Annotated in this window: 7 protein-coding genes (1 of these 7 only partly in view); 1 reads left to right on the forward strand and 6 read right to left on the reverse strand. The window is 69.6% G+C overall.

Going from position 1 to position 24,882, the window contains the following annotated elements:
• Nucleotides 1-1,649, reverse strand: the beginning of a protein-coding gene (locus NVU01S_RS02615) for a non-ribosomal peptide synthase/polyketide synthase (protein ID WP_043667685.1). Its footprint begins 19,093 nt before the window's first position; only the first 1,649 of its 20,742 coding nucleotides appear in the window; its start codon is at nt 1,647-1,649; its stop codon lies beyond the left edge, outside the window.
• Nucleotides 1,649-16,909 (reverse strand): non-ribosomal peptide synthetase, encoded by a 15,261-nt coding sequence (locus tag NVU01S_RS02620; RefSeq protein WP_043667502.1) that lies wholly within the window; start codon nt 16,907-16,909, stop codon nt 1,649-1,651. Before NVU01S_RS02620 ends, NVU01S_RS02615 begins: the two co-directional genes overlap by 1 nt.
• Before the next feature lie 372 nt (nt 16,910-17,281).
• On the opposite strand from NVU01S_RS02620, the gene NVU01S_RS02625 reads away from it, so the two are divergent.
• Nucleotides 17,282-20,644 carry an AfsR/SARP family transcriptional regulator gene (locus NVU01S_RS02625; protein ID WP_082031944.1) on the forward strand — a complete coding sequence of 1,121 codons (3,363 nt, stop codon included), beginning with the start codon at nt 17,282-17,284 and terminating at the stop codon, nt 20,642-20,644.
• Here NVU01S_RS02625 and NVU01S_RS02630 read toward each other — a convergent pair.
• Genes NVU01S_RS02630 through NVU01S_RS02645 form a run of 4 tightly spaced genes read right to left on the reverse strand, consistent with a single transcriptional unit; the run spans nt 20,586 to nt 24,861 of the window.
• On the reverse strand, nt 20,586-21,146 hold the full coding sequence (locus NVU01S_RS02630) for a VanZ family protein (RefSeq protein ID WP_043667504.1): 561 nt from the start codon (nt 21,144-21,146) through the stop codon (nt 20,586-20,588). The two genes, NVU01S_RS02625 and NVU01S_RS02630, sit on opposite strands and share 59 nt — an antisense overlap.
• Nucleotides 21,147-21,185: 39 nt before the next feature.
• A complete protein-coding gene (locus NVU01S_RS02635) occupies nt 21,186-22,265 on the reverse strand; it encodes an SDR family oxidoreductase (protein ID WP_043667506.1) in 1,080 nt (359 codons plus the stop codon).
• Complete coding sequence (locus NVU01S_RS02640) at nt 22,265-23,659, reverse strand: condensation domain-containing protein (protein WP_043667508.1); 1,395 nt, start codon at nt 23,657-23,659, stop codon at nt 22,265-22,267. The genes NVU01S_RS02635 and NVU01S_RS02640 overlap by 1 nt, the downstream gene beginning before the upstream one ends.
• Nucleotides 23,656-24,861: a M20 family metallopeptidase gene (locus NVU01S_RS02645; protein WP_043667509.1), complete on the reverse strand. Its 1,206-nt coding sequence runs from the start codon at nt 24,859-24,861 to the stop codon at nt 23,656-23,658. Before NVU01S_RS02645 ends, NVU01S_RS02640 begins: the two co-directional genes overlap by 4 nt.
• Nucleotides 24,862-24,882: the final 21 nt, after the last annotated feature.

Below are 24,882 nucleotides of genomic sequence, written 5' to 3' on the forward strand. Positions count from 1 at the left end.
AAAGCCAGCCGCTCCGAGGGATATCCGGGATCGATCGGCAGATAACCGCCCCCGGCACGCAACACCGCGACCAGCGCGACCAGCAGTTCCACCGACCGCGGCAGGGCCACGGCGACGACGCTGTCCCGACGCACGCCTCGCGAGATCAGCACGCGCGCCAGCCGATCCGCGCGAGCGCCGAGGTCCCGATAAGTCAGCCGGTGCGCCCCGCAGATCACCGCGATCGCCTCCGGCGTGCGCGCGACCTGTGCGTCGAACAGTTCGGTGACGGTGCTGCCGGGCAGCTCGCAAGTGGTGTCGTTCCAGCGGCGCAACACCAGCGCGCGTTCGCCGGTGTCGAGCAGGTCGAACGACCCGACCTGACGATCCGGTGCGGACACCGCCGCCCGGACGAGCCGGGCGAACCGCGCCGTCAGCGCCTCGATGGTGGCTCGATCGAACAGGTCGGTGGCGTATTCGACGTGCATGTCCCAGCCACCGGCCGCGTCGGCGACGGTGAATGTGAGATCGAAACGCGAGGTCGTGGTCGCCAACGCATAGGGCTCGAAGCCGACTCCGGACAGCGAAAAGGTCGGGGCCGTGTTGTTCTGGACGCTCAGCAGTACCTGGAACAGCGGATGGTGTGCGGCCGAACGTGCCGGATTGAGCAGTTCCACCAGCAGTTCGAACGGCAGATCCTGATTCTCGTAGGCGGCCAGCGCTTTTGCCTTCACCTGACCGACGATTTCGGCGAAAGTGTTCGCCTGCGACACCTGAGCGCGCAGCACCCAGGTGTTGACGAAGAACCCGACCAGCTCGGTCAGCGCGTCGTCGGTGCGGCCGGCGATCGGCGCGCCGATCGGAATATCCTCGCCCGCACCGAGTTTGGCCAGCAGCACCGCCAGGGCCGACTGCCACACCATCGAGACCGTGGCCCCCGCCGCCGCGGCGAAGCGCTCCACCTCGGCGCGTGATTCGCCGTCGATTCCGTATACCAGCACCTCGCCGCGATGGCTCGCCACCCGCGGCCGGGGCCGGTCCGTCGGCAGCGCCAATTGTTCGGGCACCCCGTCCAGTTCCTGGCGCCAGTAGGCGAACTGCTGGGACAGCACGCTGTCCGGGTCGGTCGCCGACCCGAGCAATTCCTGTTGCCACAGCGTGTAATCCACGTACTGCACCGGCAGCGGCTCCCAGTCCGGCACCGTGCCCTGCCGCCGCGCCGCGTACGCCTCGGACAGGTCGCGCAGCAGCGGTGTCATGGACCAGCCGTCACCGGCGATGTGATGGATCAGCAGCACCACCACGCAGGCGTCGTCGGCATAGCGGAACACATCGGCCCGCACCGGGATCTCCGACGCCAGATCGAATTCGTGCCGCACCGCCGCCGTCACGGCGGCATCGAGATCGGCGGCGGCCACCTCGGTGACCGTCATCGGCACCGCCACCTGGTCCACGTCGAGCACCCGCTGCCCCGGCACGCCGTCCACCTCGACGAAGACCGTACGCAGGCTCTCGTGCCTGCCGACCACGTCACCGACCGCGGCCGCGAAGGCCCGCGCGTCGAACGGGCCGGTCAACCGGACCGTCAGTGGCATGTTGTAGGTGGCGGACGGTCCTTCCAGACGATGGATGAACCACAAACGCCGCTGCGCGTACGACAACGGAATCATCACAGACCCACCTCTCGGTTCATCCTGCGCAGCGCCGGTCGTCGCGACGGCGCGAGCCGAGGCCATCGATCGGCCAGTTCGGCGACGGTCGCGGCCTCGAACATCACCCGGATCGGCACCTCGACGCCGAGCACCGCCCGGATCCGGCTCGCCAGCCGGGTGGCCAGCAGCGAATGGCCGCCCAGCGCGAAGAAGCTGTCGTCGATACCCACCCGTCCGACCCCGAGTATCTCGCTGAACAGGCCCGTCAGGGTCTGCTCGAGGTCGCTGCGCGGCGCCCGATAAGCCTTGGCGGACAAGAATTCCGGATCCGGCAGGGCGGCACGATCGAGCTTGCCGTTCGCGGTCAGCGGCACCGCGTCCAGCACCAGCACCGCCGTCGGCACCATGAAGTCCGGCAGCCGTTCGGCCGCGAACGCCCGCACGCCGGCGGGCAGCAGGCTGTCCTGCGGGTTGTTGGCGTAGTGTCCCCGGTCCGCGAGCGCCCCCGTCGGCAGATACACGCCGTCGAGCGAACGGCCTTGCGCACCTGCCGCATCGAGGAACACCGCGTCCATTCGATCCGCTCGTGCCGACCAGGTGACGGCTGCCGCGTAACCGAATTGCCCGGCCAGCACATGCAGGTCCGCTGGCAGCAAACCGACCTCCGTCGGGTTCGAAGCGTCGAGCATCCCTTCGAAACCCGCTGTGCGCGGGTCGCTTTGCGGACCGCTCGACACCGGGAGACCCTCGGCGATACGCCGCGCCGCGGCGATCTGACCGAGCAGTCCGGCGTGCGGGATCCCGGTGACCCGAAGGCCTTCCGGGTGCCGTGACCGCAACAGCTCGCGCAGCCGGTCCCCGTCGTCGAATTCGACCTTCGGCAGGTCGAGCACCGAGATCGGCGTGGCCGGGCTCTGGTGCAGGACCACGTCGTAGCGGAACCGGCTCAGCTCGTTGACCGATCGCCCGCGCTTGAGCTGGATGTCGACCGCGTCGAACCCGGCCGCGAGGAAGTATTCCGGGGCCAGCAGCAGCTCCTGCTCCCCCGCGATATCGCGGCGGACACGGTCGGCGACCGTCGCCGGATCCTCGCCGCCGTGGCGGGTGACCTGCACGGCGGTCGCGAACTCGGGCAGCAGCGCGAGATTGCGTACGTCGCCCACGAAAACGGCACCACCCGGGGCCAACAGGCCGCGGACACGGTCGAGCACCCGGCGCAGATACGCTTCGCTCGGGAAATATTGGACGACGGAGTTCAGCACCACCGTGTCGAAGTGGTGCTGCGGCAACCCCGTCACGTCATCGGCGGCCTGGGCACTCAGGACGACCCGATCCGTCCAGTCCGCGTCGAGTCGCGCGAGCTGCTGTCGCAGCGTGTCGACGGTCGCCGCCGACAGATCCGTCGCCCGGTATTCGGTGCAGTCCGGGGCGAGTTGTGAGAGCAACAGACCCGACCCGACGCCGATTTCGAGCAGGCGCCCCGGGCGCAACCCGCGAATGCGCTCGACGGTGGCGGACCGCCATTCCCGCATCTGCGCCAACGGAATCGGCGCACCGGTGTAACTGCTGTTCCAGCCCCCGAAGTCGCCACCGAACGGCGCCTGCTCGGCCGCCGAGGGCGGCACGGCCGCGCCGCCGTGTCCGTTGCGGGAACCGCTGTCGGCCTTGCCCGCACCGGAATACAGGTCGTCGTACACGCGGCGCCACTGGCCGACCAGTTCGTCCTCGCCACCGGCGGTGCCCGTTCGATCGGGCACCACGTAGCCGATCAGGTGCTTGCCACCCGCCTCGGTCTCGCGCGCCACGACCACGGCACTGGACACCGAAGGATGCTGGGCCAGTACGGTTTCCACTTCGCCCGGCTCCACCCGGAAGCCGCGGATCTTCACCTGGTCGTCGACCCGGCCCGCGAATTCCAACTGTCCCGACCGGTTCCAGCGCACCACGTCGCCGGTGCGGTACAACCGGCCGCCGGCGGTGTCGAACGGATCGGCCACGAACCGGGCCGCGGTCAGCCCGGGCCGGCCTCGATAACCCCGCCCCACTTGCGCGCCCGCTACGTAAAGCTCACCGGCCACCCCCACCGGCACCGGCGTCAGCCACGAATCCAGCACGTACACCCGGGTATTCGGCACCGGCACCCCGATCGGCACCGGCCCGTCGGACTCGGTCCCGGCGTCGTGGGTGGTCACGCACGCCGTGGTCTCGGTGGGCCCGTAGCCGTTCATGATCTGCGCCCGCGCACCGCGTTCGGGCAGTTTGCGCACGACGTCGGCGGTCAGTTCGGCGCCGCCGACGATCACCCGGCGCAACGATTGCAACGGACTGCCGGGCAGCGACGCCACATGGTCGGACAGTGCCGAGAGCAGCGGCGGTGTGGCGAACATCTTGGTCACCGACCGCCGTTGCACCAGCCGGGTGATCTCCGCCAGATCCGCGCGCTGCTCGCAGGTCAGTACCACCGCCGCGCCACCGCACAGGGCAGGCCAGATCTCGTAGGTCGTCGCGTCGAAGGCGATCGAGGAGTGCACCAGCACCCGGTCCGCCGAGGACACCGACCATGCCTGCGCAACCAGGTTGACGACGTTGCGATGGGTGATCGCAACACCTTTCGGCCTGCCGGTCGAGCCGGACGTGTAGATCACGTAGGCCAGGTTCTGCGGCGCGGGCGCACTGCTCGGCACCCGGGCGCACTCGCCACGTCCGGCCATCGCCGCTACCGCCTCGGGCGCGTCCAGGTGCAGCTGCGGTGCCGAGGTCGACGGCAGCAGCTTCGCGGTCACCGAATCCGTCACCACGACAACGGGAGCCGCGTCGGTGAGCACGTATTCGACGCGATCCGACGGGTATGCCGGATCGATCGGCAAATACCCGCCACCGGCCTTCACCACGGCCAGCAACGCGACCAGCAGCTCCGGCGAGCGCGGCAACGCCACCGCCGCCAGCCGCTCCGCACCGACCCCGTGGGCCGTCAGCATCCGCGCCAAACGGCCCGCGCGCAGGTCGAGTTCGCGATAGGTGAGTTCGGTGTCCGCACACACCACCGCGAGCGCCTCCGGCGTGCGCGCCACCTGTGCCTCGAACACCTCGATCAGCGTCGTCTCCGGCACCGCCGCCGTCGCCGCGTTCCACCGGCGCAGCACCGACTCTCGTTCGTCCGCGCCCAAAACCTCGATCGACCCGACGGGGGCGGCGGGTTCCACCACGATCCGGCGCAGCACCTGCTCGAACCGGCGCACCATGGTCTCGACCGTCGACCCGTCGAACAGTTCGGTCGCGTATTCGACCAGCCCGCTCCAGGCTCGGCCGGCCGGTGCGTCGGTGATGTTGAAGAACAGGTCGAATCGTGCGGTCGCCGTGGTCGCGATATGCGGCTCGAACCGCACGCCGGGCAGCTCGAGGGACGGCAGCGTGTTGTTCTGGAAAGCCAGCGACACCTGGAACAGCGGGTGATGCGCCGCCGAGCGCACCGGATTGAGCAGTTCGACCAGCAGTTCGAACGGGACGTCCTGATTCTCGTAGGCGGCCAGTGCTTTCGTCCGCACCTGGGCCAGGATCTCCCGGAACGACAGGGCCACCGGCACCTTCGCGCGCAGCACCCAGGAGTTCACGAAGAAGCCCACCAGATCGGCCAGTGCCTCGTCGGTGCGCCCGGCGATCGGTGACCCGATCGGAATATCCTCGCCCGCACCGAGTCTGCTCAGCAGCACGGCCAGCGCCGCCTGCAGCACCATCGAGACCGTCGCGCCCTCGGTCGCCGCCAATCGTTCGACCGCCGCGCGTGTTTCGGGATCGATCTCGAAGAACACCATATCGCCGCGGTAGCTCGCCACCCGCGGCCGCGGCCGATCGGTCGGCAGTTGCAGTTGGTCGGGCAGGCCGTCGAGTTCACGACGCCAGTACTCGAATTGCCGTGCGAGCACACTGTCCGGATCGGTGGCGGCGCCCAGCAGTTCGCGCTGCCACAGCGTGTAGTCGACATACTGCACCGGCAGCGCCGGCTGATCCGGCGCCCGGCCGCCGATGCGCGCCGTGTAGGCCGTCGACAGGTCCCGCAGCAGCGGCGTCATCGACCAGCCGTCCCCGGCGATGTGGTGGATCAGCAGCACCACCACGTATTCGTCCGCGCCACACTGGAAAACGTCGGCGCGCAACGGGATCTCGCTCGACAGATCGAAGCCGTAACGCACGGCTCCGGTCACCGCGGCGTCGACCTCGGCCGGATCGACGGTGCTGCGGTGCACCGGAATCTCGAGGCTGTCCGCGTCGAGTACCCGTTGCGACGGCACGCCGTCGGCGTCGACGAAGATCGTGCGCAGGCTTTCGTGTCTGCGCACCACATCACCGATCGCCGTGGTCAGCACGGCGGCGTCCGCCCCGTGCAGCCGCACCGCGTAGGCCATGTTGTAGGTGGCCGAGGGCCCTTCGAGGCGGTGGATGAACCACAACCGTCGCTGTGCGAACGACAACGGCACCACAGCCGGGCGCGGCCGCGCGACCAAGGCCGGGCGCAGTATCGCCCCGGCGTCGAGCCGAGTCACCAACTGCGCCACCGTCGGTGCGTCGAACACCGTCCGGATCGGCACTTCCACCCCGAGCACCACCCGGATGCGGCTGGCCAGCCGGGTGGCGAGCAGCGAATGCCCGCCCAGGGCGAAGAAGCTGTCATCGATGCCGACGCGGTCCAGACCGAGGATCTCGGCGAACAATTCGGCCAGCACCCGCTCGCGCTCGTCGCGCGGTGCTCGGTAGGCGCGCGCGGGGGCGAACTCCGGGTCGGGCAGGGCCGCCCGGTCGAGTTTGCCGGTCGCGGTCAACGGCACCGAGTCGAGCACCAGCACGCTCGCGGGCACCATGAACTCGGGCAGCCGGTCGGTGGCCCAGCGGCGTACCTCGGCGGCCAGCAGGCCCGCGTGCGGGCTGTTCGCGTATCGGGCCGGATCACCCTGCGCCGTCGGTGGGTACAGGTCGGCGAGCGGTCCGTCCGGCGCCGTCGCGGCGTCGACGAACGCGGCCGTCATCCGGCCCGGTTCCGCCGACCATGTGACGGCGGTCCGGTAGCCGAGTTCCACGCCGAGCCGGTGCAGGTCCTCGGGCAGCAGACCGGTGTGCGAGCGCGTCGTGTGGTCACCCAGTACGCCTTCGAAACCCACTGCGAGGGCGCCGGTTTCGCGGTCCAGGTCGACCGGCGCACCGTTGCGGATCCGATGCGCGGCCGCGACCTCCCCGAGCAGCCCGGCGTGCGGGATACCGGTGATCCGGACGCCGGCACAACGCTCCCGCAGCAGCGTCCGCAGCCATTCGCCGTCGCGGAAAACAGCTTCCGGCAGCTCGGCGACGGCGACCGGTGCCACCGGCGCCTTGTACAGGACCACGTCGTATCGGTACCGGGTCAACTCGTTCACCGAATATCCGCGCTTGAGCGCGATATCCACCGCACCGATCTCGAGCACCTCGCGCAAGGCCGGGAAGTACTCCGGTGCGAGCAGCAGCTCCTGTTCGGCGGCGATATCGCGGCGCACGCGGTCCTCGACCGCCGCCGGATCCGTACCGCCGTTGCGCCGGATCTGCGCCGCGGTGGTGAACTCGGTGAGCAGGGCCAGATTTCGGATGTCACCGACAAAGACCGCGCCGCCGGGCGCCAGCGCGCGCAGCGCGTGCCCGAGCACGCGGCGCAGGTACCGCTCCCCCGGGAAGTACTGGATCACCGAGTTCACGATCACCGTATCGAAATGGCCGGCCGGCAAGCCGGACCCGTCGTCGGCGGCGCGGACGCTCAACTCGACGTGCTCGACCCAGTCCTCGTGCAACTCCGCGAGCTGGTGGCGCAGCGAGGCGATGGTCTCGGCGGAGAAGTCCGTGGCCCAGTACTCGGCGCACTCCGGGGCCAACTGCGACATCAACAGACCCGACCCCACACCGATCTCCAGCACCCGACGCGGACCCAACTCCCTAATCCGATCCACCGTCGCCGCCCGCCACTCCCGCATCTGCACCAACGGAATCGGCGCACCGGTGTAGCTGCTGTTCCACCCACCGAAGTCGTTGCCAAACCCGGCCTGCGCGTCGGATCGGGCGCCGCTCCCGCTCGCCGCGGCGTACAGGTCGTCGTATACCCGGCGCCACTGCCCCACCAACTCGTCCTCGCCCACGATCGGCCCCGAGCGGTCGGCGACGACGTAACCCACCAGCTGCTTGCCACCCTCGTTGCCGGTGTCGCGGGCCAGCACCACCGCCTGCGCCACCGACGGATGTTGCGCCAGTACGGTTTCCACCTCGGCCGGTTCCACGCGGAATCCCCGGATCTTGACCTGATCGTCGGCGCGGCCGACGAACTCCAGCACGCCCGAACCGGTCCAGCGGACCACGTCGCCGGTCCGATACAGCCGCCCGCCCGACGGATCGAACGGATCGGCCACGAACCGCGCCGCGGTCAGGCCGGCCCGCCCGCGGTAGCCACGCGCCAATTGCGCACCGGACACATACAATTCACCGGCCACCCCCACCGGGACCGGCATCAGCCACGAATCCAGCACGTACACACGGCTGTTCGCCACCGGCGCACCGATCGGCACCATCGTGTCCCGCAGACCGGCAGGCACACGGTAGGCGGTGACGTTCACCGTCGCCTCGGTCGGACCGTAGAGGTTGTCCACCCGGACGTCTCCGCCGCACACCGCTTGCAACGCGTCGACCGAACCGCTGGGCAGCGTGTCGGCTCCGGTGTTCACCTGGGTCAGGCTGCGCAGCGGCGTGCCCGGCACCGACGCCGCGTGCTCGACCAGCGCCGCGAGCAGCGGCGGTGTCGCGAACAGCTTCGTTACCGCCCGGCGCGCGATCAGGCGGGTGATCTCGCTCGGATCCGAACGCTCCGCCGCGGCGATCACCAGCGTTGCGCCGCCGCAGAGCGCGGGCCAGATCTCGTAGGTGGACGCGTCGAACGCCACCGAGGAGTGCACCAGCACCCGGTCGCCGGAACCCGCCGACCAGGCCTGCATCACCAAATTGACTACGTTGCGATGCGTCACGCCAACGCCTTTGGGCACACCGGTCGAACCGGAGGTATAGATCACATAGGCCAGGTTCTGCGGTCGCGCAGTACCGCTGCGCTCGCCGAGGTCCGGCAGCTCCACCGGGTCGACCCGAAGGCGCGGTATCGCGTTGTGCGGCAACGTGTTCTCGGTGGCGGCGTCGGTGAGCACGAGCACCGGCGCCGCGTCGTCCAGCACGAACGCCAAACGATCCGTGGCATACACCGGATCGATCGGCAGATATCCACCACCCGCCTTGAGCACCGCCAGCAACGCGACGACCAGCTCCGCCGACCGGGGCAGGGCCACCGCGACGATGCGGTCGGGCCCGACGCCGTGCGCGCGCAAATGCCGCGCGAGTCGATCGGCCTGACCGTCGAGGTCGCGGTAGGTGAGTTCGGTCGCCCCGCCGACGACGGCCACCGCGTCGGGCGTGCGGGCGGCCTGCTTTTCGAACAGCCCGGCCAGCGTGGTTTCCGGCAGCGCGCACCCGGTGTCGTTCCAGCGGGTCAGCACCAGTTCGCGTTCCGCACCGTCGAGCAGGTCGATCGCGCCCACCGGGGCGGCCGGGTTCGACACCGCCTGCCGCAGCACCCGCACCAGTCGTTGCGCCATGGCCGTCACCGTGGACCGGTCGAACAATTCCGTCGCGTATTCGACGAAGCCGCGCCACGGCGTACCGGCAGGTGCCTCCGAGACATTGAAGAACAGGTCGAAGCGTGAGGTCGCGGTGGACGCGTCGTACGGTTCGAGCCGCACCCCCGACAGCTCCAAGGCGGGCAGCGTGTTGTTCTGGAAGGCCAGCGTCACCTGGAACAGCGGATGATGCGCCGCCGAGCGCACCGGGTTGAGCAACTCCACCAGCAGTTCGAACGGGATGTCCTGATTCTCGTACGCCGCCAGCGCTTTGGCCCTGACCTGCCCCAGCACCTCGGCGAACGACGCCGCGGGCGTGACCGTGGCGCGCAGCACCCAGGTGTTCACGAAGAAGCCGACCAGATCCGCCAAGGCCTCGTCGGTCCGGCCCGCGATCGGCGCGCCGATCGGAATATCCTCCCCCGCACCGAGTTCGGCGAGCAGCACGACCAGCGCCGCTTGCCACACCATCGACACGGTCGCGCCTTCGCCGGCCGCGAACTGTTCCACCGCCGCGCGCAGCGGCGCGTCGACCTCGAAGGTGACCACGTCGCCGCGGTAGCTCGCCACCCGCGGCCGCGGTCGATCAGTGGGCAGCCGCAACTGCTCGGGCACATCGTCGAATTCGTTTCGCCAGTACTCGAATTGGCGCGCGAGCACACTGTCCGGATCATCGGCCGCACCGAGCAGGTCCCGCTGCCACAGCGTGTAGTCCACGTACTGCACCGGCAGCGCGGTCCAGCGCGGGGCGCGGCCCGCCAGGCGGGAGTCGTACGCGGCGGACAGATCCCGCAGCAGCGGCGTCAGCGACCAGCCGTCTCCCGCGATGTGATGGATCAGCACCACCGCGACGCACTCGTCCGGGGCGTAGCGGAAGACGCTGGTACGCAGGGGGATCTCCGCGGACAGGTCGAAGCCGTAGCGGGCGGCCCCGGTGACGGCGGCGGCCACGTCGGCGGCGGCCACCTCGGTCACCAGCACCGGTACCTCGATATCGTCCGACGCGAGCACCCGCTGCGCGGGCACGCCGTCGGCGGCGACGAAGATGGTGCGCAAGCTCTCGTGCCTGGCCACCACATCACGCACGGCGGCGCCGAAAGCCGCGATATCCAGCCCGTGCAGCCGGACCGCCAGCACCATGTTGTAGGTGGCCGAGGGACCTTCCAGTCGGTGGATGAACCACAGTCGCTGCTGCGCGTAGGACAGCGGAATCACCTCGGGCCGAGCCTGACTCAGCAGCGCCGGACGCACCTGCGCGTCGGCGTCGAGCCTGGTCACCAGCTGTGCCACGCTCGGCGCGTCGAACACCGTCCGGATCGGCACCTCGACGCCGAGCACCACCCGGATCCGGCTGGCCAGCCGGGTGGCGAGCAGCGAATGACCGCCCAGCTCGAAGAAGCTGTCGTCCACGCCGACCCGGTCGCGGCCGAGGATCTCGCGATACAGCTCGACCAGCATGTGTTCCTGGATGGTGCTCGGCGCGCGATACCGCGCGCCGGAGCGCAACTCGGGCGCGGGCAGCGCGGCCCGGTCCAGTTTGCCGTTCGGCGTCAACGGCACCGCGTCGATGACGAGAACCGCTGCGGGCACCATGAATTCGGGCAGCCGCTCGGCGGCGAAGGCGCGCACCTGCGCGCCCGTCAGCTCGGCATGACCGTTCGTGCCCGCTGCGCCGACGGTGTGCTGGGCTACGACGTAGCCGACCAACTGCTCCCCCACCCCCGTGGTCCGGGCCACCACCACGGCGCGGGACACCGAAGGATGCTGGGCCAGCACGATTTCCACTTCACCCGGCTCGACCCGGAAGCCACGGATCTTCACCTGATCGTCGACCCGCCCGACGAACTCCAGCTGCCCGGACCGGTTCCAGCGCACCACATCACCGGTGCGATACAACCGTGCGCCGGCCGCGTCGAAGGGGTCGGCCACGAACCGTGTCGCGGTGAACCCCGGCCGTCCGCGATATCCCCGCGCCACCTGGGCCCCGGCCACGTACAACTCCCCCGCGACGCCGATCGGCACCGGCCGCAGCCACGAATCCAGCACGAACGCACGGACATCGGCGAGCGGCGATCCGATCGGCACCGCCGCCGCGTGCGCGCTCACGTCGTCGGCGCCGAACACCGTGGCGAACACCGTGGTCTCGGTCGGCCCGTAGCCGTTGAGCACCTGTGCGCCCGCACTGGCGGTCCGCACCCGGTGCACCAGTGCCGCGTCGAGTTCGGCGCCGCCGACGATCACCTGGTTCAAGCCGCGCAGCGGCCGGCCCGGCAGCGTCTCCGCGTGTTCGAGCAGCACTCCCAGCAGAGCCGGGGTGGAGAACATCTTGGTCACCGCCCGCGATGCGACCAAGCCGACGATCTCGGCCGCGTCCGACCGCGGCGCACCGGCGAGCACCACGGTGCCGCCCGCGATCAGCGCGGGCCAGATCTCGTAGGTCGAGGCGTCGAACGCGGTCGAGGAATGCACCAGCACGCGCTCGCCCGGCCCCGCCGCCCACGCCTGCGCCGCGAGGCTGTGCACGTTGTCATGCGTGACCGCAACGCCTTTGGGAACACCGGTCGAGCCGGACGTGTAGATCAGATACGCGAGATTGCCCGCACGCGCGGCACCGCCGCGTGGCGCCCCGGTCGTGTCCGGCTGTTCAAGCCTGTCGAGGTACAGACGCGCGATCGCGGTGTCCGGCAGCGTGGGTGCGGTGGCCCGGTCGGTGACGAGCACCACGGGTGCGGCGTCGGCGAGGATGAACGCCAGCCGGTCCGAGGGATACGCCGGATCGATCGGCAGATACCCGCCGCCTGCCTTCCACACCGCGAGCAACGCCACGATCAGCTCCGGCGAGCGCGGCAACGCCACCGCCACCATCGTTTCCGGGCCCACTCCCTGCGCGGCCAGGACGCGTGCGAGTCGACCCGCCCGTTCGTCGAGCTCCCGGTACGAGATCTCGGCGTCCGCGCCGACGACCGCGGTCGCGTCCGGAGTCGCAGCCGCCTGCGCCTCGAACCGCTCGAGCGTGGTGCCGGGCCGGGCCGACGGCGCGCCGTGCCGGTTCCACTGCCGCACCAGCAGATTGCGCTCCGCACTGTCGAGGACGTCGATCGCCCCCACCGGACGGTCCGGGTCGGCCACCACCTGCCGCAGGATCCGCACCCAGCGCGCGGCCATCGCCGCGACGGTGGTCCGGTCGAACAGCTCGGTGGCGTATTCGATGTAGCCGTGCCAGCCGACCGGATCAGGCGCGGCACCGTTGTCCGGCACCGGCGCCGCGGCGTCGGCGAGGTCGAAGGTGAGATCGAAGCGCGAGGTGGTGGTGGGCGGCAGGAAAGGCGTCACGTCGGCGCCGGGCAGGGCCAGGGCCGGAAGGGCGTTGTTCTGCAACGTCAGCAGCACCTGGAACAGCGGATGATGGGCCGCCGAACGCACCGGATTGAGCAGCTCGACCAGCAGTTCGAACGGTGCGTCCTGGTTCTCGTAGGCGGCCAGCGCTTGTGCCCGGACACCGGCCAGGATCTCGGCGAATGCCGCTGCGGGCGCGACGCTCGCGCGCAGCACCCAGGTGTTGACGAAGCAACCGACCAGCTCGGCCAGCGCCTCGTCGGTCCGGCCCGCGATCGGCGCGCCGATCGGAATATCCTCGCCCGCACCGAGTTTGTGCAGCAACACCGCCAGCGCGGCCTGCAACACCATCGACACCGTCGCACCCGCACGACCCGCGAGGTGCTCCACCGCGGTCCGGGTCTCGGCGTCGATCTCGAACAGGACGCGGTCGCCCCGATAGCCGGCCACCCGCGGCCGCGGCCGATCCAGTGGCAACGGCAGCTGCTCGGGCAGTTCGTCGAGTTCGGTTCGCCAGTAGTCGAATTGGCGCGCGAGCACGCTGCCCGGGTCGGCCGCCGAGCCCAGCATCTCGCGCTGCCACAGCGTGTAGTCCGCGTACTGCACCGGCAACGGCGCCCACAGTGGCTCCCGCTGGGCGCGCCGAGCCGTGTACGCCTGTGACACATCCCGCAGCAGGGTCGGCACCGACCAGCCGTCACCGGCGATGTGATGGATCAGCACGAGCAGCGCCCAATCGTCGGTGCCGCAGCGGAATACGTGGGCCCGCAGCGGGATCTCCGTCGACAGGTCGAAGCGATAGCCCGCGGCCTCGGCCACCGCCGCCGCCGTCTCGGCGGGGTCCACGTCGGTGACGAGCACGGGTATCCGCACGCTGTCCGCGTCGAGCACCTGTTGCGCGGGCACACCGTCGGTCTCGGTGAAGACCGTGCGCAGGCTCTCGTGCCTGGTTACCACGTCGCCGAGGGCCGCGGTGAACGCCGCTGGATCGAACGCGCCCCGCACCCGCGCCGCCAGCGGCACGTTGTAGGTGGCCGAGGGCCCTTCCAGCCGCTGGATGAACCACAGCCGCCGCTGCGCGTACGACAGCGGGAGTACCCCCGGCCGTGCGCGAGTCGTGAGGGTGGGACGCACCTGGGCGCCGTCGTCGAGCCGAGTCACCAACTGCGCCACGGTCGCCGCGTCGAAGACCGTCCGGATCGGTACCTCCACGCCCAGCGTGGCGCGGATCCGACTGATCAGGCGGGTGGCCGACAGCGAGTGGCCGCCCAAGTCGAAGAAACTGTCGTCCACGCCGACCCGGTCCACACCGAGTACCTCGGCGAACAGGCCCGCCAGGACCCGTTCGGTCTCGTTGCCCGGCGCTCGATACCCCGCCGAGGACACCCATTCGGGGGCGGGCAACGCGGCCCGGTCGAGTTTCCCGTTGGGCGTCAACGGCACCGCGTCGAGCACCAGCACCGCGGCGGGCACCAGGAACTCGGGCAACCGCTCGGCGGCGAATCGGCGCACCTGTGCCCCGTCCAGGCCGTGCCCGTTCGGGCGATCGGTGCGCTCGGCCACCACATATCCGATCAGCTGCTTGCCGCCTTCGGTGTCAGCGGCCACCACCACCGCCTGGGTCACCGACGGATGCTGTGCCAGAACGGCTTCCACCTCGCCCGGTTCGATCCGGAAGCCGCGGATCTTGACCTGATCGTCGGCCCGGCCCACGTACTCCAGTACCCCGCCCGCGCTCCAGCGCACCACGTCGCCGGTGCGATACAGGCGCCCGCCGCCCGCCGGATCGAACGGATCGGCCACGAACCGGGCCGCGGTCAGTCCGGCTCGCCCCTGGTAGCCGCGCGCCAATTGCGCACCCGCTACGTACAATTCACCTGCGACACCCACGGGCACCGGCAGCAACCACGAATCCAGCACGTACACGCGCATGTTCCCGAGGGCCGACCCGATCGGGCTGCCACCGCGGGCGCGCTGAGCCGCCGACAGTTCGAGTCGCGTGACGTGCACGGTGGTTTCGGTGATCCCGTACATGTTCACCAAGGCCGGGCCGGGCCCGTGGTCCGCCGCGTACCACGGCCGCAGGTAGCCGGGCTGCAACGCTTCGCCGCCGAAAATCACCATGCGCAAAGCCGATTCGGCGCGGTCGCCGGCCGCGCGCGCTTCGGCCAGCGCGTAGAAGGCGGACGGCGTCTGGTTGAGCACCGTTACGCCCCGGTCCACCACCAGATCCCACAGCTGCGCCGGGGTGCGCACCACGTCCCACGGCACCACGACGACCCGGCCGCCGTGCAGCAGCGCACCCCAGATCTCCCACACCGAAAAATCGAAGGCCTGCGAATGACACCACGCCCACACGTCTGCCGGGCCGAAGTCGCACCACGGGGCGGTGCTCAGGAACAGCGAGGCCACGTTGCGATGGGTGACCCCGACGCCCTTCGGCCGCCCGGTGGACCCGGACGTGTAGATGAGATAGGCCAGATTGCCCGGTCGCAGCGGCACCGGACGCACCACGCCCGACCGTTCCCCCGCGACCTCCCCGACCAGGATGACCGGAATCGGATAACACGACACCGTGTTCGCGGTGGCCGCGTCGGTGAGCACGGCCACCGGCGCGGCATCGTCGAGCACGAAGGCCAGCCGCTCGGCCGGGTAGCCCGGATCGACGGGCAGATAGGCGCCGCCGGCCTTCACCACCGCCAGGATCGCGACGATGAACTCCACCGAGCGCGGCAACGCCACCGCCACCACGCTGTCCGGGCGCACCCCGCGGGAAATCAGTGTGCGCGCAACCCGATCCGACCACAGGTCGAGGTCCCGGTAGGACAGCTCCACCGGGCCGGACACCACCGCGACCGCGTCGGGCGCGCGGCGCACCTGCTCTTCGAACAGTCCCACCAACGTCGCGTCCGGGTCCACCGGCACCGCCGTGTCGTTCCACGTCTCGAGCACCAGGCGGCGGTCGGGACCGAGAATGTCCACCGCACCGAGGGATACGCCGGGATCGGCGATCGCCTGCCGCAGGAAGCGCGCGATGGAATCGAGGTAGGTCTGCAGGTCGGCGTCGGTATAGCGTTGCGCGTCACCCTCGATCCGCAGATAGCCGCCCCGGTCCGAACGCCGCTCGTAATAGAAGACGATGGACAGATCGCCGCTGTTACCGGCGGAATAGAGCTGGAGATCGGCGGTGCCGTCCGACATTTCCAGCGCCCCGAAGAACGACATGACATTGACGACCGGGCCGAACGGATTACCTTTCGTCTTCGGCATTCTCAGGTCCCGCCGGATATCGGAGAGCCCGTACCGCAGATGATCGCGGGCGCCGGCGATCGTCGCGTAGATCCGATGGGCCAGCTCCGCCAGCGACAGATTGCGGTTCGAATCGACCAGCAACGGTACCGTGTCCGACAGCTGGCACGGCGTCTTGTGCGCGATCCCGACCTGATTCGACACCGGTATCTGCAAACAGAATTCGTCGCGCAACGCGTAACGCTGGATCGCGGCGGCCGCGACGGACAGCAGCAGGTAGGGCAGCTTCACGCCGGCCGCGCGCGCGGCACTCAGCAGCCCGCCCAGCTCCGTGCCGGAGAAGCTGTGGGTACTGCCGATGCGGCCCGGTGGCGTGCCCGGCGCCGCGTTGCCCGGCAGCCGCAACGGCTCGATCCCCGCGGGAATCTGCTTGCGCCAGTAGGCGCGATCGATCGCCTGCCGGCGGCGGCGGTAGGCGAGATCGTGCTCGATGAGATCGTCGATGTGCACGAAATCGGCTGGCGCGATGGGTGTTCCGGCCACCATGGCGCAGTACACGTCGAGCACCCGCTGCGCCCAAGTCGCTACGCCGACACCATCCATGATGATGTGGTGGAAGCACATCGAGAGCAGGTAGTGATCGGTGCCGACCTCGAGCAGCGCGACCCGCAACAGCGAGTCCAGCTCCAGATCGAAACCGAGCTCTCGTTCCCGGGCCATGTAGTCCAGCGCCGCGGCGGTGGGATCCGGTTCCGCGGTGAAGTCGACATAGGTCGGCAGCCAATCCCGGATATCCCGTTCCACCTGCATCGGCCCGTTCGGCCCGCGGACGATATTGACCGTCAGGGCCGGCGACTCGGCGAAAACCTGCTGTAGGGCGTCGGCGAAATATCCCAGTTCCAGATCCGTATGGATATCGATGTAGACGATGCAATTATTCGGAATATCGGAAAGTTCGTGCGCTATCCACAGTTCTTTCTGAATCGAAGTCAAACTGCGCAGCAGCGATTTGTTACCGGATTGCATAGCGAACTCCCTCGCTCATCACCTGTGCCGGGCGGAACTGATCGTCTGCTGGCCGAAAGTCTGCGATGGTGAGCGTTTCGGGTACGTCCGATCACACAGCCGGGACACGTCGTAGGACATGCGCGCGCCGTCCACCCCGAATCCCCGTGGGCGGCAACCTCGTCCGGACCCCGTCGGGGCACGCCGGTACGGCGGCTCAGCTGGTGCACTGCCTGGCCGATCCACCTAGTGGACGCTCGACCATAACTGGATGCGTGATTGCGAGGTCGCCGGCCGACCGGCCCCCTCGCACGTCGTTGCCCCCGAATCCTGGTGCAGCACACTCGATCAGGATGTCCCGGCCTGCGTAACTGGCGCTGTACTAGTGCGTAAATGACTGGTCAAAGTGGTAACTATCCCCGCGTTCCCGCGCTCGGCGCGGCCCGCGCCGCCTATGCTCTGCGCTGGCAGCACATGGTTCAGGAGGGCTTGTCCATGGCGCAAACACAGATCAGATATGGGGTGCTCGGCTCGTTCACGGCATGGCGGGATGACTGTGAAATCGAGTTGGGGCCAGCGAAACAACAGGCAGTGCTCGTGGCGCTGATGCTGGAGATGAACCGGCCGGTAACGGTGAACGCGATCATCGACGGGGTGTGGGGTGAACACCCACCCGGTGACGCGCGCAACGGTGTCCAGACCTACGTCAGCAGGCTGCGCCGCGCCCTGGCGCCGCGCCGCAAGGTCGCCGAGCCTGCGCTGGTGTGGTCCGAGACGGGGTACGTCCTGCACGGCGACCCCACCCTGTCGGATCACGTCGCGTTCGACCGGCTCTTGGCGACCGCCGAGCGCTGCCGACGCGACAGCGACCTGGCCGCCGCGGCCGCGCACACCGACGCCGCGCTCGCGCTGTGGCGTGGTGAACCGTTCAGCGGCTTGGCCGGGCCGATCATCGAGGGCGAACGCCGGCGGTTGCAGGAGCGCTATCTGAGCGCGCTCGAGCATCGCGCCGGTATCAAGATCGCCCTCGGCCACCACGCCGAGGCGGTCGCCGAACTCGCCCCGCTGGTCACCGCCCACCCGCTGCAGGAGCGCTTCCGCACATTGCTCATGCTCGGCCTCTACCACAGCGGCCGGCAGGCGGAAGCGCTGCTGGTCTTCCAGGACGCGCAGCGCAGGCTCGCCGACGAGATCGGCATCGAGCCGGGCCGGGAATTGCGCGAACTGCATCGGCGCATCCTGCGCGACGAGATCGAGCCACCGCCCGCCACGGCCACCGACCCCGACCAGGAGCCGGCGCGGCCCGGCCCGGCCACCCCCGGCGACGGTCCGCTCGGGCCGGGCGATATCGGCGCCGTGCTCGAACTGCGGCCCGAGACGCTGCCGAGCCGCAACCAGCTGCCCGGCGATATCGCGGACTTCACCGGCCGCACCGACGAGATGGACCGGCTGCTCGCCGATCTGCCGCCCAAGGCGGGCCGCCCGACGGTGTTGATCGAGGCGATCGACGGCATGGCCGGCGTCGGCAAGACGACCCTCGCGATCCACGCGGCCCATCAGCTGGGCAGCCGCTATCCCGACGCCCAGCTCTACATCGACCTGCACGGCCATGCCGCGGAGAGCGCGCCGGTCGAGCCGATGGTGGCGCTGGACCGGCTGCTGCGCGCGGTGGGCGTGCCGAGCGAATCCATCCCGCCGGATCTCGACGCCCGATCGGCCCTGTGGCGCACCGAGATCGCGTCCCGTTCGGCGCTGCTGGTCTTCGACAACGTCGCCGACGCCGATCAGGTTCGCCCGCTGCTGCCCGGTACCCCGAGTTGTCTGGTGCTGATCACGAGCAGGCGTAGGCTCGTGGAACTGGAGGTGTCGCAAACTCTTTCGCTGGACGTGCTCTCCCCCGAGGACGCCACAGCGCTGTTCGCCACCATCGTCGACGACGAGCGGGTCGCGGCCGAGCCCGACGCGGTGGCGGAGACCGTGCGGCTGTGCGGCTATCTGCCGCTGGCCATTCGGATCGCGGCCGGACGGCTGCGCGCCCGGCCGGTCTGGCCGGTCGACCGGCTCGCCGAACGGCTCCGACATCCGAGCCACCGCCTCGAACACCTGTCCGCGGGGTCACGCAGTGTGGCTGCCGCGCTCACCGCCAGCTTCCAGGACCTGCCGCCCGCGCAACAGCGGGTGTTCCGGCTGCTCGGCCTGCATCCCGGCCGCGACTTCGACACCTATGCCACCGCCGCGCTCGCCGATATCGACAGCTGCGCCGCGGAGCAGATTCTCGAGGCGCTGGTCGATGTCCATCTGCTGGAACAGGTTGTCTCCGAACGCTATCGGTTCCACAACCTGGTGCGCGACTACGCCGCGACGCTGCCGGAACCCGGCGACGGCAGCGCCGCGCTGACCCGGCTGTTCGACTACTACCGGTACGCGGCCTGGACGGTCGGCCGCAAGATCCTGCCGGATCGCACCAGCCGCGTCGCGGACCTGCCGAAACCGGCCACCCCGATGCCCGGGCTGGACAGCCATCACGAGTGCGTCTCGTGGCTGCACACCGAACGGCTGAACCTGCTGGCCGTCGCGCGGGCGGCGACCCGGGCCCGCTGGTCGGACTACACCCGGCTGTTCTCCGAAATCCTGTGGTGGCCTTACGTTACCGGCCTGCGCTGTTCCGACGACGCCATCACACTGCACTTCGACGCGGTCGAGGTGGCCAGGAACAACGGCGAGCAGGCCGAGGAATGCCGCTTGCTGGTGAACCTCGGCTACACCCTGTGGCGGATGCGGCACTGTCAGCAGGCGCTCGTGGTGCTCGACGACGCGGTGCGGCTCGCGCACGGCATGCGCGACTACTCGAACGCCGCGCGGGCGATGCACCACAGCGGCCTGGTCTACTTCCGGATGGCGCGCTACCGGGACGCGCTGATGGGCTATCACCAGTGCCTGTCGCTGTCGCGGCTGATCGGTGACCGATTCCTGGAAGGCTATGCGCTACAAGGCCTCGGCCAGGTGCACGAGCGGATGGGCTACGTCGACGACGCGTTCGACTACCTGCACCAGGCCGTCGCGATCGCCGCGGACACCGGTGACCCCTATCTGCGTTCCTGTGCGCAGATGCGGCTCAGCGACACCGCGGTACGCGTGGGCCGCTACGACGACGCGCTGACCTATCTGGGCGACGCCGGGAAGTCGCTGGCCGCGATCTCCTCGAAAACCCTGTTCCACAACTATCTTTCGATCCGGATCGGCACCGTCTACGCCCATCTGGAGAAGTACGAGCCCGCGCTCGACAGCTTCCGGGCGGCACTGGCGCGCGCCGAACGGAACAACGACCTCATCCTCAAATGCTGCACGCATCTGGGGATCGGCGACGTCCATCGCCGTCGTGGTCATCGCCGGGAAGCGCTGGCGCACTACGAGCGGGCGCTGCACATCGCGTGCGCGTCCGGCTCGCCCTACGAGGAGGTGCTCGCCTACGACGCGATCGCGACCGTGAACTACTGCTCGGCGCACTTCTCCGTGGCCCGCCAGCACTGGAAGGACGCGCTCGCGATCGCGGTCGGCCTCGGCATCCCGGAGACCCGGCGGATCGCCGAGCATGTCGCGGGCATCGACTCGACGTTCTCGGCCGCGCGCGCCACCCGCGCCGCGGACGCGCGCTCGGCGGAGTTCCGCAGAGCGGCGGAGCTGATCCGGGGCGAGGTCACCGCGGCGCAGCGGGCCGCAGCGATGGCGATGATGGCCGATCCGAAGGCACTGTAGGGGCGTCCGGCACGCGCGCCGCCCACCACCGCCGGGAGAGCAGGCCCGCCAGGCCCGCTCCGGCGGCGTTCAACAGCACGTCGTCCACCGAGCAGTGGCGGCCGATGGCGAGCGCGAACTGCAGCACCTCGACCGCGAGCGACACCGCCGCGCCCGCCAGCAGGAGGCGGTACCAGCGGCCGAACCACGCCCAGCGCACCGGGAGCAGCAAACCCAGCGCGGCGCACACCAGCAGGTTCCCGCCGAACTGCTCGATCACCCGATCGTCGGTCAATTGCTCGGCGAGGTCGCGCAGTGGTACCAGATTTACCGAACGACCAGTTCCTTTCGGCGTCAAGATCATCCACAGCCACGGTGCGGTGCCGACCACCAGCCCGACCTCGCACACCGCCGCACGCCGACCCCGCCATCGAGCCAGCCACCAGGCCAGCACACCCGCCACCGGCAGCGCGGCGACCGCGGTGAGCACGACCCCACCCCACGCCTCCCACGTCCCGTTCACACCACTCCGTACCGCCGCGCCGGCCCCACCGCACCGACGCTACTTCAGATACCAGGTGACGAGTCGCTCGACCAGTCCCAGGTCGCACGCCGACTCCGGCACGTCGAGCGCCGACTCCAGGTTGCGCCGGTCGAATTCGATCCGCTCCATCAGGTACTTTCCGGTGTAGGCCATTCGCGCGGCCACGGCCCGGTCCAGCACGGTCGGTCCGGCGTCGCCCCAGTCCTCCGGGCGCACCGGCCGCAGGGTCATCCCCAGTCCGGCGCCGATGATCCGAACCGTTTCCTCCGCCGAGACACCTACCCGATCGGTCAGGTTGACGATCTGCGGCAGGTCGTCGACCTCGGCCAGCCCCAGCAGCCATTCGACACAGGTATCGATGGGCACGAGATTGAGCGTCGCCCCCGCCGCCACCTGCACGGCGGCGGAGCCGCCCGGAAAACGGCGCGCCACCCGCTTCATGTTCGACATGAAGTTGTAGATGCCGAAATCCGAGGTGGTGTGCGCGGTCTTGGACGAGCCGACCACCTGCCCGAGCCGCAGCACCGCGCCCGGTACGCCGTGCTCGCGCACGTAGTCCCGGAAAACCAGCTCACCGGCGCACTTGGTGGCCTCGTAGACCGTCCGGAATCGGGCGGCGTCGGTGACGGGCTGCCAATTCTCCGCGGTCGGCGTGTCCGAGATACCACCGACATAGGCGGTACTGATCAGAAAGAAGCGCGAACCCGGCCTGCTGTGTGCGACGAACAGGCGCAACGCTCGCTCGGTGCCGCGGACATTCACCTCTTCGAGCAATGCGGGCCGATTGGGTGAGAGATCGACCGCCGCGGCGAAATGCCAGAAATCGCACGGTTCCGAGAAGATCGCCGCGGCGGTGAAATCGTCGATCCCCAGATATTCCTCGGCCAATTCGCAGTCGTAGGTCTCGACATTCGCGAGGCCGGGCGGCGGCGCGCCGCTCTCGTTGAGCGTCGCCGCGGCGAGCGCCTCGAAGACCCGGGTCCGTGCCCCACGTGCCAGCGCCTTGACCCGGATGCCGCGATCGAGCAGCGCACAGATCGTGTTGCTCGCGACGTACCCGTTCGCGCCGTCGACGACGGCCACCCTGGACAGTTCCATCAGACGCTCCACCCATTGCTACCGAAATGCTGGTCGACGGTGCGGGTCAACTGCCGCAACGTGATACCGGAATCCTGTGCGGCCGCGAGGCATACGCCGAAGACGGACGCGCACATCGCGGCCGCCAGGCGGTCGTTCCACCACCGTTGTGCCGCATTGAAAGTCATCGACAGCGCCGCGTCGGCGCCCTTGATGGTGAGCAGACCGTCGATCGGCAGCACATTGCCCACCGCTGTCCGGTGCACGGCGTATTCGGTGACCACGCAGTCGGGTCCGAACAGTGCCGTCCCGGTGGGCGTTTTCGGCACGTTCAGCATCTGCACCGGAAACAGCGCACTGCTCGGGTCGACCAGCGAGACGGACAGGTCCGGGCAGAGTTCCAGCACCTCGATGAACGGGTACCACTGGAAACGGTACGCGGCCAGGCTGTTTCGCTTGAACGAGGCGACCAGATCGGCGAACGTCGACTCCGGCGACCAGCCGAACTTGATCACGAAGGGGTTGAACAGCATGGCCACCGAATCGTGAAACCGGGGGTCCCGGCGGCCGTGACTGAAGGTCGGCATCAAGTACTCGGCCCGCCCGCACAGGTGGCCCAGGACGAATCCATAGGCGGCGGCCAGCACCATGAACGGCGTTGCGCGCAGGCGGGCGGCCATGGCTCGGATCGCCGCGGTTTCCGCGGCGGTCGACGTGCGGTCACCGCGGCTGGTGATCGCCGGACCATCCGACGGTGCCTGCGCGTGTTTCGCCTCGATCTGCAAGACCTCCAGAGCACCGACGTATTCCGGCCAGAAGTCGCGGGCCGCGGCCGCTTCGGGCGACTCCAGCGCGGCCAATTCGTCGAGCACCAACTGCCGGTAGCGCACCGTCGGCGGCGCGGGCTCCGGCGCGAGACCACCGGCGGCGCAATAGAACCGCCCGATATCGCGTTTCAGCACCTCCAGCGACCAGGCGTCGGCCACGCTGTGGTGCACCGTCACCTGGAGCAGCCGCCGGTCCTGCGCCGGATCTTCGAGGAGCAGCGTGCGCAGCAGCGGTCGACGGGCGAGGTCGAAGGGCGCGTTGTTATGTGCCACCAGCAGCGCTTCGCGTTCGGTCGCGTCCGCCGGCAGACCGAGCACCGTGTGCTCCGTTGCGGCGCCGGAACCGATGACCTGCTCGGCCATTCCGCGACCGCGGACCAGCGCGGTGCGCAGCGCCTCGTGCCGCTCGACCGTCCGCGTGACGGCCTCGAACAGCCGCTGCCTGTCCAGGGGTCCGTCGACGGTGAGCCGGCACGAGATGTTGAAGGCGGCCGCCGCCCCGCCGGGCCGGATGGATTCCAGGAAGTCCAGCAGATGTTGCCCCGGGGTCAGGGGCAGCCTGGTCCCACCTGCCGCCGGGGCGCTCACGGTACCGCGCCGCCGCGCAGGAAGTCCTGTGCCGCAACCGCATACGTCAGCGCGTAGCGCTTGAGGTCAGCCACCTCGACGAATTCGTCGGCCATGTGCGCGATCCACTTGCCGCCCGGGCCGTACACCACGCTCGGGATGTTCGCGCGACAGGTCAGAATGGTGCCGTCGGTGGTGCCGGGCACCGCGCCGAGTTCCGGGCGGACCCCGTTGACGATCTCGTGCGCGCGGACCAGCGCCGTGACCAGCGGGGTGTCCGGGTCGGTCTCGACCCACGGGCGATCGTCGATCACCGTGACGGCCGAACCGATGCCGCAACCGCGTGCCGCGTTGTCGACGCACTCGCCGATATTCTTCAGCAGCGTCTCGTGATCCACGCCCGGAATCGTGCGTACATCGAGGAACATCGAACTGACGCCGGGAATCGTGTTGAGCTGATCCGTCGTCCCGGCCCGCACCACGGTGGGCGTGATCGACGGTGCGCCCAGCGGCGGTCGCGAACCCGCCTCCTGCACCAGCCGGCGCTCCAGCGCCTCCAGGCCGAGCAGCGCACGGGCCATGGCGGGCAACGTGTTCCGGCCCTGCCACGGCATCGCGCCGTGGCTCATCACCCCGGTGAAATCCACGCGGAGCCGGATCGCGCCCTTCGACACCGGGCACACCTCGTCGCCCTCCGGCTCACAGCACACGACGCCGTCGACATCCTGGACGAACCCTTGGGCCACCGCGGCTTTCGCCCCGGACATCATCCCTTCCTCGTCGGCCAGCAGGAGCAGGCGGATCCGGCCGGGAAACGGCCCGGCCAGCTGCAATGCCCTGGTCCCGTACAGCATCGCGGCGACACCGGACTTCATATCGGCCGAGCCGCGACCGTAGAGCTTGCCGTCCCGGATCTCGCCGCCGTAGGGATCGACGGTCCACTGCGCCGGATCGCCCTCGGTGACCACATCCATATGTCCCTCGAACGCCAAGGTCGGCCCGGGACCGCCGCCGCCGGACAGCGTGACCGCGATATTGGGACGTCCGTCCGCGTCGAAGAACTCGGGCTGCCAACCCCATTCCCTGATCTTGGTGAGCAGGAAGTCCGCGACCGCGCACTCCCCGCGGCCCGCCTCGGTCAGCGAGTGGGTGCGAACCAGGTTTCGGGTGAATTCGATGAGTTCCGGCTCGTCGATTGCGGCATCCAGTGCGGCGATGTCCACGGGGACCCCCAGGTGTCTGTG

Source organism: Nocardia vulneris (genome assembly GCF_001613425.1).
Taxonomy (GTDB): Bacteria; Actinomycetota; Actinomycetes; order Mycobacteriales; family Mycobacteriaceae; genus Nocardia; species Nocardia vulneris.